Here is a 13,371-nt window from a genome sequence, read left to right as displayed (position 1 = left end):
TGAGTTTGCTTTATAACCTATTGATAATGTTATAGATGGTTAAAAACGATGTCGCACGCTAAACCGAACAAAACTAAAGATAGAATTTTGCAAATCAGTTTGCAGTTGTTTAATGAGCGTGGAGAGCGTTCGGTTACAACCAATCATATTGCGGCTGAGCTGGGGATTAGCCCTGGCAACTTGTATTATCACTTTCGTAATAAACAAGAAATTATCAAAGAGTTGGCTCAGCAATATCAGGCTGAGACATTGGAAATGTTAGCCTTACCCGTTGATCGTCCACTCAATGCAAACGATAAAATTAGTTATTTTCAGGTGTTGAGCAACCAACTTTGGGCTTATCGCTTTATTCATCGTGATGTTTATCATCTTGTAGAAAATAACGAAGACTTTAGAAAAATCTACCCGCGATTTGCAGGGCAAGTGATGCAACAAGGTCAAAAGATTTATCGTGCCTTTGTGGATGCTGGTCTGATGAAGATGACCGATTCTGAAATTGAGGCATTGATTATTAACTTGTGGATCGTTCTTACCAACTGGACTAACTTCTTGTACATGTCTGGGCATATCAGTGATAACACACACTTAGAAGAAAAGTGGGTTTGGCAAGCATTGAGACAGATGGTGTTTTTAGAAGGACCATATTTAATGGGTGAAAGTCGTCAAACTTATGAACAGTTGCTCCGGTCACTTGGTCCATCCGATTTGTTTGCAAGTTTATCCAACCTTAAAAATGACGATGAGTCGTGATCAGGTATTTAGTCAGACGCAAAAAAGAGCTAGAATGCTCGGCTTGATTTTAATTTGATTTGAATAAGTGATATTAACCACATGAACACGACCACTGCCAATACAGCACGTTTACTGATTACTTGTGAAGACAAGCCGGGAATCGTGCAAGCTGTATCGAGCTTTTTGTATCATCAGGGAGCAAACATTACCGCACTTGATCAATACGCGACAGAAGCTCAGGGCGGACGTTATTTTATGCGTGTTGAATTTGAACTTGATCATTTGCAATCTCGTAAAGAAGCCTTGATGCAAACCTTTGCTGCTAACGTTGCTGAGCGTTATGAAATGCAGTGGAAACTGACTTTTGTAAATGAATTGAAGAAAGTTGGTATTTTGGTTTCAAAAGTTGATCATGCTTTATTAGAGCTTTTATGGCGTCATGCACGTGGATCATTGCCATGTGAAATTACTCAAGTCATTTCAAACCATCCTGATTTGCGTGATGCTGTTGAAAACTTTGGTATCCCATTTCACGTTGTGCCAGTGAATAAAGACAATAAAGTTGAAGCTTATGCACAGATCAATGACATGATGCAGGGCAACGATTTATTAATCTTAGCCCGTTATATGCAGATCTTAAGCGAAGATTTTGTTGCTCAATGGGAAATGAAGATTATCAATATTCATCATTCATTCTTACCTGCTTTCGTGGGCGCAAACCCATATAAACAAGCATATGAGAAAGGAGTGAAACTGATTGGAGCAACTGCGCATTATGTAACAGCTGATCTTGATCAGGGACCAATCATTGAACAGGACGTTGAACGTGTAAGCCATGATTATAACGTCGAACAATTACGTGAGCTTGGTGAAGACGTTGAACGTAACGTGTTGGCACGAGCGGTCAAATGGCATTTAGAAGACCGTATTATTGTTGATGGCAACAAAACCGTTGTTTTTCAATAAATAAATTAAAAAAATAAAGCATGCATAAACGCGTGCTTTTTTTTATGTATTTATTGTAATGTTATAACATTGATTTTGTTGGCTTGTCGTGAGCTAATCGGCAGATTCACAAAAAAATAGTTGCAAATGAAAACACTTCTCATTTATTATTACGGCACTTTTATTGTTCTATCCGATGATTGAAATCGCTTTTTCGAAAGTATCATCATCTATTAGGTACTTAGATTCTTATGAGTCAATCTCCTGCTACATTCAACGCACCTTATTCGATGAAAAAGAAAGTCATCGCTGCTCTTGTTGCAGTTGCGATTGGACACGCTGGCGTTTTGTGGGCGGTGAGTCACATGAAAACGATTGAACTGCGACCAATCGAAAAAGAGCCTTTAAAAGTAAAGTTTGTTAAAATTAAAGAAGTCACACAGCCTGAATTACCTAAACCGAAAGAACAACCAAAACCTGAACCTAAAAAAGAGTTTAAAGAAGTCAAGGTTGTTGATAAACCTTTACCTCCACCGCCTAAAAAAGTTGAAAAAGTTCAGCAAGTCAAAACTGAAACACCAAAACAAGTGATTCAGAAAACAGAACCGAAAGTCGAACCTAAGATTGAAACGAAAGTTGTCAGTACTGTCGTAACAGAAAAAGTGGTTGAAAAGCCTCAACCTGTTCAAGAAGTTGTGAAGCCACAACCTGCGGCTGACCCATCACCAAAGCGTGTTTCAATTGGAGGTGCTGGTATTCAATGGAGTCGTTCGCCAAAAGTTTCATTTACCCCGAGAGATTTAGAAAATCAGACTCGTTTGATTACGGTGTATATTGAAGCTGATGAGAAAGGTCGAGTGACTACGGCACGTATTACCCGTAGTAGTGGCTTACCGAATTTAGATGAAAAAGCATTACGTGCAGTGCGAAATGCTAAATTTAAACCGTATATGGAAAATGGCGTTGCTTACCCGATTAAAACAGAGCAACCGTTTGAGTTTAATCCTTAATCAATTTGAGTCCTTGTGACAGATTAAATCAGGAGTTCGTATATGAACTTTTCAGTTTATTGGCAACATGCAGATGCAGTAAGTAAAACTCTGTATTTCATCCTTTTAGCAATGTCGATTGCAACGTGGACGATTTTTATTCTACGTTTAATGGGAACTCGCCAATTAAAACAACAGGCTTATGCTCAACTTGCTCAAGCTTTGACGTCGCTCAAATCTAAACTACAACCATTGACGTTTGAACAACGTAAAGCGGTTGCTGAGCAAGCATTGTTGCGTCAAATTTCTGCTGAAAAGTCTCAAGCGGAAAAGGGCGTATCTGTATTGGGTACCATTGCTTCGATCGCACCATTCGTTGGTTTGTTTGGTACAGTCTGGGGAATCTTCCACGCGCTTGTTGCTGTCGGTAAGAGCGGTCAAGCAGGTTTAGCTCAAGTAGCAACACCAGTGGGTGAGGCATTGATTATGACGGGTCTTGGTCTTGCAGTTGCAATTCCTGCGGTACTTGCTTATAACATCTGTGTACGTTTCAATCGTGGTTTAGCACATGACTTACAAGATCAGGCACATAGTTTATTGATCGATACGATGTTGCAACAAGAAAGCACGACGAAAACCGAAGCTAAAGCGACTCAACAAAGTTTAGTTGGAGGTCAAGCTTAAAATGGGTTTCCAATTGGGTGAAGACCACGACAGTGGTATGAATGAGATGAATCTCATTCCTCTGATCGACATTATGTTGGTATTGATGATTATTTTCTTAGTCACAGCAACGGTTGCTAACCCATCAATTCCATTAAGCTTGCCAAAAACCACGGCTGAAATTATTGATCCACCGCCGAAAGCCATCACCATTAGCATTAATCAAAATGGCGAAGTTGCTTGGGATGCTCAGATAATAAGTTTAGAAGAGCTAGAAAAGCGCTTCCAAGAAGCGGGGCAGGCTGAACAAAAACCTACGGTTCAACTGCGTGCAGATAAAGAGTCGAAATATGATACGGTTGCTCAGGTGATGTCGCGTGCTAGTGAAGCAGGTTTGAGTGATATTGCCTTTGTCAGTGAAAATTAAAATGATTTAGGATTTAAAAAAGCAACTCATCGAGTTGCTTTTTTTATGTCTATTCTGTTTTAAGAAGCTCAGTAAACTTACAGCGTAGTTTAGAGAGCTTTGGGGGAATGCTAAAATTGCAGTAACCTTGTGAAGGATTGCGCGCATAAAAATTTTGATGATAATCTTCAGCTGGGTAGAACGTTGGCACGGGGCTTAGCTCTGTAACAATATTTAAACCCTCACTGATTAGGTTTTCAATCATTTGCTGCGCTTGTGCTTTTTGATCATCATTAAAATAATAGATGACAGAGCGATATTGCGTACCAATATCATTCCCTTGACGATTTAATGTTGTTGGATCATGTGTGGCAAAAAATACATTTAATAAATCACTATAACTGATTTGCTGTTCATCAAAGTCAATTTGCACGACTTCAGCATGTTGAGTATCACCTTGGCATACTTGTTCATAACTTGGGTTTGCAATATGACCACCGGCGTAGCCACTCACGACTTTTTCAACACCTTTAAGTTGTAGAAAAACAGCTTCTACACACCAAAAACAACCACCGCCAAATAAAGCTTGTTGCATGTAACTCCCCAATTTTTATTTTAAGAATGCTACTAAAGTAAACGAACCCAAAAAAAAGTAAAGCCCTAAGAGTCAGTTAAGTCTGTACTTTTTATGGGGTGAATTAGATTTAATGGTGTATGTGCGCTGATGAGTTAAATTGAATCAGAACCTTTCCAGATTGATCGAGTAGTTGCAAAGTATTCGCTTTCAAACTGTAACGTTGTGTTTGTGATAAAGCATCTAAATATTGGCGTGAAACAGCTGCATTATCGCCTATACAAGCCATTTTGGTTGACATGACAGGTCCCAGTTTTAATTGATTATTTTCAGCTTTGAATGAACCGCGAATTCGGTTGCAACCATCTGATCCACTAAAGCTTTGAGTTGAACTTTCAAATTGAATATGTGGGCTACGAGGGTTATTACTTAAAGCAAGTTGTGTGCTTTGAATTTGTGTTGCAACCCAAGTGCTATGATCAAGCGTTTGAGTTGAGTTTAATGATGTTGTCGTTGCGCATGCGCTCACGATGGCTGTAGTTGCTAAACCTAGGCTGATGAGAAATGGTTTTAATATAATTTTATTTCCTTATTCATGTGAATATTTTATTTTAATTGCGAATTAAAAAAATGAAGAATGGCTGTGGATTTCGTGTCGGTATGTAATCTAATCTGCTGTTGGAATACCTAAACGGATTATTTTTGAGAAATTTTCACTACTTTGATCCATTTGTTGATCAAATTGCTCAGCACGAGGATTAATATGTGTTAAACGATACCAATCTTTTAAGCTGTAATTTTGGTTGAGCACTTCGAGATCATATAAGTAATTAGGTAAGTATCCAGAGGCAAGCAATCGATAATCTTTAGGTAATTGTTGGGGATTAATTGCTTGAGCCATATCAAATACCAGCGTAGTACAGTTACTGGTTAAAGTATTGTACCATTTTGCTTCTGCTCGTAATTCATCTGCCTTATGTAAATACTCTATAAATAATGCCTTACGTTGATCTGCGGGCATTTTGATTGGAAATAAATACACTTGCTCATGACGAACGTTACTGCGTGTATACACAATATCTTTTTCATCTGATGCAACTAGGCTAAGTTCATATTTTCGAAAAAAACCTCCCACAGCAGAGAATTCTTCGCCTTTTTCTTTTCGGATTTCAATTGAGAAAACCAGAGGTTTTTGATCTGAAAAATCAAAACTTACTAGGGTGTGTGCAATCTGTGGACCCATCCAGTAGGAAGTAATGACATTAACACCTGTGATTTTATTTAAATCTATTTTGCGATCTTCCCAGTGTATTTCATAGCTTCCATCTGTATGCCAGCTAAAGTTCCGAATATTATGCAAATGGACAAGATCACCTTGTTTTTCATAGTAAAGCTGCTGTGCAACTTCAGGATCCCATTCGCGGTCTTGTTTCGCTTGAATGGAAAAATACCAGATCAATGAACAAGCAAATGCAAGGCAGTAAATAATGATATCTGTGCGACGGCTGAAAAGATGACCACTAACGTATACACCAATTAGACTTAAAGCAAAAATGGTCCAGACCACAATCACAATACGACTGAAGACTGAACCAAGAGGCTGTTGGATCCAAAGTGCAAGACATAACCACACGCTAGACAGGACCACAAATAAGGTGAAAAGACTATGGAGCAGACCTATTCCTAAAGCGAGAAAAAACTCACGTGATCCAATATTCTGCATAGTCCTGTGCGATCCATTATTTATTTTTGATAGGTCGCAAACTCAAACTTAACCAGCGATTTTTCATCTTGATGATGTTCTGAGTTTACTTTTTGGAAATCCTCAGAGATTTTCGGGTAATGTGCATCACCTTGTACATCTAAATCAACATGAGTCAATTCTAGACGATCAGCGATGTTGAGGGTTTGAGTGAAAATCTCTCCACCACCAATAATAAATAAAGACGCTTTTTCAGAATGTTGTACGTCTGTAAGTGCTTCATTCAAGGCATCTTCAATGCTATAAGCGACCTTTACACCTTCAAATTGCCATAATGGATCACGAGTAATCACCCAATTCACACGATTAGGTAGCGCGCGACCCATAGACTCTAAAGTTTTACGACCCATGATGACAACGCCACCTTGAGTAATCGCTTTGAAATGTTTTAGATCGGCAGAGATATGCCAAGGCAATGCATTGCCTTTGCCGATACAGTTGTTCTTATCCATTGCGACAACGTGAACAACTTCGATACCTTGCCATGCCATTTTCTTGATCTCACTTATCGTTAAACTGCTACAGGTGCTTTAATTGCTGGATGTGATTCGTATCCTACGATTTCGATGTCTTCAAACTTAAAGTCGAAAATATCTTTGACATCAGGATTGAGCTTTAACTGACATAACGGTAACGGTTCACGAGTAAGTTGTAATTTGGCTTGCTCAAAGTGGTTTGCATATAAGTGTGTATCACCACCAGTCCAAACAAAGTCCCCAACATCTAAACCACAGACTTGTGCAATCATATGGGTGAGTAGGGCATAGCTAGCAATATTAAATGGCACACCTAAAAATACATCTGCACTACGTTGATAAAGTTGGCAAGAGAGTTTGTTATCATGCACAAAAAATTGAAACAGGGTATGACAAGGTGGTAAAGCAACCTTACCTGCTTCATTTGGATTCCAGCCCGAAACGATTAAGCGACGTGAATTCGGATTGGTTTTGATTTCATTGACGAGCCATTTAATTTGGTCAAAACCATTTTGTTGGTAACTACCATCTTCATTTTGGCTAGCACCAAAGTTACGCCACTGGTGCCCATATACAGGACCAAGCTCACCTTCAGGTCGACCGAAGCGAGCGGTTTGCTCAGCAGTTGCCCATTCATCCCAAATAGTGACTTTATTGTCTTTGAGATATTGAACGTTAGTATCACCTTTGAGGAACCAAAGAAGCTCAATTACAATTGAACGAAAGTGAACTTTCTTAGTGGTTAGTAATGGAAAACCTTTAGAAAGATCAAAACGCATTTGATGACCAAATACTGAACGTGTACCTGTACCTGTACGGTCACCCTTGTCACCGCCATTGTCTAGGATATGTTGTAAAAGGTCTAAATATGTACGCATAACGCTCTCTAAAATCGTTTGTGAACTTACATGTTAAACAGCTTAATCTGCTCAACATCTTTGATAGGGAATGATACTTGATTATTCCTGCTTATAATATTTCTATTCTTTAAAAATACAAAGAGCGCTCTATAAGCGCTCTTTGTTTCTAGTCATCTTTATTCAGTGACAAAGGTTACTTTGCCATCAGCAAGGGATTTAACACGTGCTAAAGATTCCACGCGATAACCTTTTTCAAGTAATACATCTCGACCTGGTTGGAATGATTTTTCAATCACAATACCCACGCCTACAACTTCAGCATTTGCTTGATGAATAAGATCGATTAAACCTAATGCAGCTTGACCATTTGCCAAGAAGTCATCAATAACCAACGCTTTATCAGTTGAATTAAGATGCTTGTTTGAAATAGCAATTGTGCTTTCAGTCTGCTTAGTGAATGAGAACACTTTAGAACGATAAAGATCATCTTTTAAAGTCAATGACTGGTATTTACGAGCAAAAATCACAGGAACACCAAGCTCTAAACCTGCCATAATCGCAGGTGCAATCCCAGATGCTTCAATGGTAATAATCTTAGTAATGCCTGCATCTTTAAAACGCGCAGCAAACTCTTTACCAATCTGTTGCATTAACACAGGATCGATTTGGTGATTTAAGAAAGCGTCAACTTTCAATACTTGATCAGATAGAACGATACCTTCATTTAAGATTTTCTGTTCTAAAGCGTACACGGGAGAATCCTCTAAACGGATGCTTTTTCAAGCAAAGGCATATTTTAAAAAGCATCCAAAAAATTGCAAGCTAAAATTGACCAGATGGTTAATTGGTTTTACCCGAATAGCCAGTCAATAATAGTCCATAGGATGACTTACCATCATTATGTGTCACTTTTACAGGAAGATAATCTAATTTGGGAGCTAACCAAAATACGGTATTGCGTTCAGGTTTGCTGTGTTGTAACACGACTTTGATCGTATTAAATGTTCCATAACTGGTTTTAATACTTTCAGTGCCTTGTTTAATAAAACGTCGCTCATCGACACCTTTCGCATCCGAAATATAATAACGTGGTTGCAAGGTATTGCCGTTTTTTAAATCTTCACGAACTTGTAACTCAGCATTTAACTCGTCCAAAACACCAGCTTGCCAAGCAAAAGAACGTTTCTTGTCATCTTTTTGGGTGTTAATCACTTTAGCACTTGGATTGAAGTTAATATTCATCGTGTTGTTGTGCACTAAAATTTTACTGGTACGACTGAACTTTTGTGAAGTGATTTTGTTATCTGAGAAAGCAAATTGACTTGTTTCAGATGCAGAAGCAATACCACCCGCTTTAGCAACAAATTTATATGTCCAGTTGTTGCCTTGCTGAGATAATGTACGTGTTGCTGAACCCAAATTCTTATTGTTATAACTAAATTGATAGCTCGCTTGGAATGGCGCCATTGCATAGGCATGGCTAAAGAAGCTTGCACAAGCAAGTGTTGCAGAAGTTACCGTTGCAATACTCAAAAACTTAGTAAATTTGTTTGTCATAGCATTGTGTCCTTTGGATGAGCATTTGATGGGATCATCCAGATATCATTACGATTTGTTGTTATTATGCCTGTAGATTATGAAGAAAAGATCAGGTTTTTTACTAAGTGCTTGTTAATTTTTCGTATTAATCATGAAGTTGGAGATTTCTGTGGCAGAGTATAAATAACATGCTGCCACAGGATGTTTGGAATTATCTTTTTGAGTCTTTTTGCTGGATTGGGGTAACTTCGCTAATATCTAAATCATCTTCCTCATCAAATTCATTGTTTGGGGAGAGGATCGCTGTAAGATTCACATTTCCCCAAACAATTAATTCTGCTGGTCGGACACGTGCACGATTTACATGCACCTTACTCAGGGTCTCAATAATACTTGGCTTTTTACTAAACCAGCGATTTAAATCTAGATAAAGTAAATCATCTTTTACGGTTACGACTTCAAAGTGTTCTAAAATTTTCCCTAAAGGATCTTCCTCACGAAACTTTTGGTAATACCAAATCGCAAGATGAAAGCCCCATTTTTGGAAAATGTTTTTGAAACTCGCCTCAATCACTTGAGTGTTACTGATTTGCTCAAAAACCATAAGTTGAACATCTTTATTCATTTCCATCTGCAACAGCTTTAAATCAACAGAAAGGGTGGTATGTAGACCTTTGACGTCTATCGTCGAGTACAGTCTTAACCAGCCATCATATAAATCAGCATGCAGGTCTTTAATGATTTCAACTTTTTCGGTGACATAACGCTCCATCGTCGCGTTCACAAATACTTGTGAAAGCGAAAACTCTCTTTCTTCTTCGATGAATTCTTCGGCTTTTTGGTAAACTTTACGTAGACGTTTAACAACAGATGAAATTAGCGTTTGCATAAAAGTTGTTCCAGAAAGTGAATTGTTTTAGATAGCAATGCCACGATCTTTGTAATAACTAAAAAATAAAAATAAATTTCTGACTTGCAGTGTAGCAAAATTAATTGCTACATTTTCATAAAATGATGGTATGGATACACTGTAACTATAAGTGGATCATATTTTTGTAAAATTTTGAATACTGGTTCGGCTTTTTATACGGCTTTGCCGTTGGGGATGAGGCAATTTTTGCCGCTAAGATGCCATGTGGAATAAAATAAATTTTCGTTCGGAGTTGTCATCTCATTGGTGGCAAGACTCAATTTTTGTAGGGGCTGTGATTTTAGCATTGCTTCTGCATTTGGCTGTGCTTGCAGTACAGTTTGCTATGCCAACTCCATCCGATACCTCCACAAAGGAAATCGCAGTTTCTATTCGCCCTAGTACTGATAAAGTAGAAAATGCTGATTTTCTCGCTCAAGCCGATCAAAAGGGTTCAGGTGAGTTTCGAGAAGCACATCGCATGTCGAGTGATATGCCTTCACCGATGCAAGCTGATGCGACTACAGGTGAAACTGAGTTTGAAAGCTTAGAAAAAATTCAGCAAAAGCGCGAGTTAAAATTTGAAGAAAAAGTTTTAATGACCGTATTGAGCTGGCAGAAACAGGCAGAACAAAGCGAGCGTAAAAAAGCCTTAGAGGATTTACAAAGTCAGTTCCAAGCAAAAGCTGCCATGGTTGCTAGTCTTGAAGCTCAGTATTTACAACGACAACAAAATTTTAGCCGTAAACAACGGATTAAAACGGTAGATGGTATTCAAGCTAAACAGGATGCTTCTGCTGCGTATCTAGATAAATTCCGCCAAAAAGTTGAGCTGTACGGAAATCGCTATTACCCAGATGCTGCTAAACAACAGCGGTTATCGGGTGAAGTTAGATTAATGGTTATTCTGAACTCACAGGGTGGGATACGTGCAATTCGTTTAATTGAGAGTTCGGGACATTCTATTTTAGATGAAGCAGCTAAGGCTTCAGTGCGCCGTGGAGCCCCTTTTGGTGCATTTGATTCAACGATGAAGAAGGATATTTCTGAATTACGTATCATTCGGACTTGGCGTTTTGATCCCGTGGATGCTGAGTTTGAAGTGCATTGATTTTAAAAAATAAATCATTTATAAAAAGCTATTTAATTACAATTAGATAGCTTTTTTATTGTTATTCATTTTTCTTTTTTTACAACACTCTATTACATTTCATAAATAAAACTTGAATTGATAATAAAAATAATTATCATTTGTATTGTGTTTTTAATTGTTTTGTATGCGCTCCTGTGCTGAAAAGTAAATGCTCTGGGGGAGATCGGCGCATGCATTTTAAATCTCATATCTTTGCATAAGGAAATTTCCCATGCATCAATCTCAGACTTTTCAATCTTTTAAAGCCCATCCTCTTATGTTGGCGATGGCGATATTACTTCCTTCATTTGCCTCTGCAGAAACCAGCACCTCTTCATCGACAGTTGCACTACCTACGATTAGCCTCAAAGCACAAGATAATCAATCCTCAATTACAGAGGGAACTCAAAGTTATACGGCGAAGAGTGCAAATACAGCGACTAAGTTGAGTCTATCGCTTCGTGAAACGCCACAATCCGTTAAGGTTTTAACTCGTGAGTATTTGGATGATGCCAATATCAGTTCTTTTCAGGATCTATTAAATAATGTCACAGGTGTGTCAGTTAACCAATGGGATGAGCGTCAATATCCTACAGCGCGAGGCTTTGATGTCGACTATTATTTATTTGATGGTGTTCCAAGTAATGTAGGCATGGAAGCAAATGATCCTGATTTAACAATGTATGATCGCGTAGAGTTGGTCAAAGGTGCAAATGGTTTAATGACTGGTGCTGGTAACCCAGCCATAGCTATCAATATGATTCGAAAGCATGCTAATGCGAAAGAACTAACTGGGCAGGTAAGTACTTCTTTGGGTTCATGGAATGCATGGACGAGCTCGGCAGATATTTCTACACCATTGAATACGGATGGAACAGTTCGTGGTCGTGTCGTGGTAAAGCACGAAGACACTGACTCTTTTATGAAAGGGTATGAGAAAAATAATAATGTTGTATATGGGGTGGTTGATGCTGATATCAGCGACAAAACCTATGTCTCTGTTGGGGCAGGTTATCAAAACTTAGAGCGTGATGGAGTACGGTGGGGCGGATTACCAGCATTTGATAGTAATGGTCAACGCGTTGATTTTGATCGATCCAAAACAGTAACTTCTGATTGGACTTATTGGAATACGGACACCACCACAGCCTTTGCAACCTTGAAACAAAATCTATTCAATGATGTGAATTTGCATGTAAATTATGCATATCGTGAAGTAAAACAAGATACTGCATTGCTCTATTTGTGGGGGAGTTTCGATAAAACTACAAATACCAGTAAAGGTACATTAATGACTTGGTCTGATGCTACTAAGACGAAAGAAAATAATATTGATACTTATCTTTCTGCTCCCTTTTCTATTAGTGGTTTAGACCAAGAAATTGTGGCGGGTCTTATGTATAACCAAGCACAAAAAGACACATGGTATTCAGGTAATCCTCAAATTGCATCAGATGCGGTACTTGATTTTGATCATCCAAATGTACCGTTATTAGGATCGATTCAAAATAACAATGTCTATCAAGTTCCTAATAAAACGACTCAAACAGGCGCTTATTTGGCAGGTAAATTTAGCTTAGCTGAGCCTTTGAAATTAATTACAGGCATACGGTTATCAGACTGGAAATATGAGAGTGATGATGGTGTCGGAAATAGAAAATTCAAAAATGAAGTAACTCCATATGCAGGTTTGGTTTTTGATTTTCTTGATCAGTATTCTTGGTATGCGAGTTATACCAGTATTTTTAAACCAGAAGATAAACGAGATATAAATAAGCAGTACCTTGATCCACGAGAAGGTAAAAGTTATGAGACAGGTTTAAAAGGGGAGTTCTTAAATAGAAAGCTGAATGCTGCTTTATCGGTATTCCAAACCAAACAAGATAATGTTGCAGAAGAAACTGGAACTTTTATACCGAGTCCAGATGGAACACCAACAACAGAAAAAGCGTACCGTAGTGCTGATGGTGTCGAAAGCAAAGGTGTTGAATTTGAGTTAGATGGAGAAATTGCCAATAACTGGAATTTAAGTTTTGGTATTGCTCATTTCAATGCCAAAGATGCTCAGGGTAATGAAGTGCAAACAATGTCTTCAAGAACTAACGCCAATTTATTCACCAAATATAAGTTAGATAAATGGAGTGTTGGTGGCGGTGTAAATTACAAGAGTAAGTTTTATACAGGAGAAGGAGACAAACGCATCACACAGGATGCCTATGCTTTAGCAAATTTAATGCTTGGCTATGATATAGATTCAAATATTAAAGCTCAGATCAATTTGAATAATATTTTTGACAAAAAATACTATACTGGCATTGGCGATAATTTGATGGTGTATGGCGCACCTCGTAATGTGACCTTTACATTACGATATCAATTTTAA

15 protein-coding genes are annotated in these 13,371 nt (G+C 38.2%); 7 read left to right on the top strand and 8 right to left on the bottom strand.

Annotated features, from left to right (window positions below; all coding sequences use genetic code 11):
• Positions 1-48 precede the first annotated feature (48 nt).
• The 5 genes from Q9Q86_RS10225 to Q9Q86_RS10205 all read left to right on the top strand — a co-directional run bounded on the left by Q9Q86_RS10225 (position 49) and on the right by Q9Q86_RS10205 (position 3,756).
• Positions 49-750: a TetR/AcrR family transcriptional regulator gene (locus tag Q9Q86_RS10225; protein WP_004916498.1), complete on the top strand. Its 702-nt coding sequence runs from the start codon at positions 49-51 to the stop codon at positions 748-750.
• Positions 751-831: 81 nt separating this feature from the next.
• Positions 832-1,698, top strand: coding sequence for a formyltetrahydrofolate deformylase (gene purU, locus Q9Q86_RS10220; protein ID WP_004916496.1), 867 nt, complete (start codon positions 832-834; stop codon positions 1,696-1,698).
• Positions 1,699-1,928: 230 nt separating this feature from the next.
• Entirely contained in the window at positions 1,929-2,687 is a 759-nt protein-coding gene (locus Q9Q86_RS10215; protein WP_112986890.1) for an energy transducer TonB, read from the top strand.
• A gap of 42 nt (positions 2,688-2,729) precedes the next feature.
• On the top strand, positions 2,730-3,350 hold the full coding sequence (locus Q9Q86_RS10210) for a MotA/TolQ/ExbB proton channel family protein (protein WP_004958871.1): 621 nt from the start codon (positions 2,730-2,732) through the stop codon (positions 3,348-3,350).
• 1 nt (position 3,351) lies between these two features.
• On the top strand, positions 3,352-3,756 hold the full coding sequence (locus Q9Q86_RS10205) for a biopolymer transporter ExbD (RefSeq protein WP_004916491.1): 405 nt from the start codon (positions 3,352-3,354) through the stop codon (positions 3,754-3,756).
• A gap of 49 nt (positions 3,757-3,805) precedes the next feature.
• Here the strand turns inward: Q9Q86_RS10205 and msrA are convergent, their stop codons facing one another.
• From msrA to Q9Q86_RS10165, 8 genes are all read right to left on the bottom strand, one after another.
• Positions 3,806-4,330, bottom strand: a complete 525-nt coding sequence (gene msrA, locus Q9Q86_RS10200) for a peptide-methionine (S)-S-oxide reductase MsrA (RefSeq protein ID WP_004916488.1) — start codon at positions 4,328-4,330, stop codon at positions 3,806-3,808.
• Between the two features lie 109 nt (positions 4,331-4,439).
• Positions 4,440-4,838: an META domain-containing protein gene (locus tag Q9Q86_RS10195; protein ID WP_227540282.1), complete on the bottom strand. Its 399-nt coding sequence runs from the start codon at positions 4,836-4,838 to the stop codon at positions 4,440-4,442.
• Positions 4,839-4,976: 138 nt separating this feature from the next.
• A complete protein-coding gene (locus Q9Q86_RS10190; protein WP_042890915.1) occupies positions 4,977-6,032 on the bottom strand; it encodes a DUF4105 domain-containing protein in 1,056 nt (351 codons plus the stop codon).
• 20 nt (positions 6,033-6,052) lie between these two features.
• On the bottom strand, positions 6,053-6,562 hold the full coding sequence (locus Q9Q86_RS10185; protein WP_112986892.1) for a dihydrofolate reductase: 510 nt from the start codon (positions 6,560-6,562) through the stop codon (positions 6,053-6,055).
• Positions 6,563-6,582: 20 nt separating this feature from the next.
• The gene (gene thyA, locus Q9Q86_RS10180) at positions 6,583-7,425 is read right to left on the bottom strand and encodes a thymidylate synthase (RefSeq protein WP_004916477.1); all 843 of its coding nucleotides are present in this window, start codon (positions 7,423-7,425) and stop codon (positions 6,583-6,585) included.
• A 158-nt stretch (positions 7,426-7,583) separates the two neighbouring features.
• Complete coding sequence (locus Q9Q86_RS10175; protein ID WP_004916475.1) at positions 7,584-8,159, bottom strand: xanthine phosphoribosyltransferase; 576 nt, start codon at positions 8,157-8,159, stop codon at positions 7,584-7,586.
• An 88-nt stretch (positions 8,160-8,247) separates the two neighbouring features.
• A complete protein-coding gene (locus tag Q9Q86_RS10170) occupies positions 8,248-8,964 on the bottom strand; it encodes a DUF3108 domain-containing protein (protein ID WP_004916473.1) in 717 nt (238 codons plus the stop codon).
• Between the two features lie 193 nt (positions 8,965-9,157).
• Complete coding sequence (locus tag Q9Q86_RS10165) at positions 9,158-9,835, bottom strand: hypothetical protein (protein ID WP_112986893.1); 678 nt, start codon at positions 9,833-9,835, stop codon at positions 9,158-9,160.
• A 244-nt stretch (positions 9,836-10,079) separates the two neighbouring features.
• Here Q9Q86_RS10165 and Q9Q86_RS10160 point away from each other — a divergent pair, with 244 nt between their 5' ends.
• Both Q9Q86_RS10160 and Q9Q86_RS10155 read left to right on the top strand, forming a co-directional pair.
• A complete protein-coding gene (locus Q9Q86_RS10160) occupies positions 10,080-10,967 on the top strand; it encodes an energy transducer TonB (protein ID WP_004957789.1) in 888 nt (295 codons plus the stop codon).
• A 253-nt stretch (positions 10,968-11,220) separates the two neighbouring features.
• On the top strand, positions 11,221-13,371 hold the full coding sequence (locus Q9Q86_RS10155; protein ID WP_112986894.1) for a TonB-dependent siderophore receptor: 2,151 nt from the start codon (positions 11,221-11,223) through the stop codon (positions 13,369-13,371).

The organism is Acinetobacter sp. A22, assembly GCF_030913345.1.
GTDB lineage: Bacteria > Pseudomonadota > Gammaproteobacteria > Pseudomonadales > Moraxellaceae > Acinetobacter > Acinetobacter junii.
This window is presented reverse-complemented; position numbering and strand designations above follow the sequence as displayed.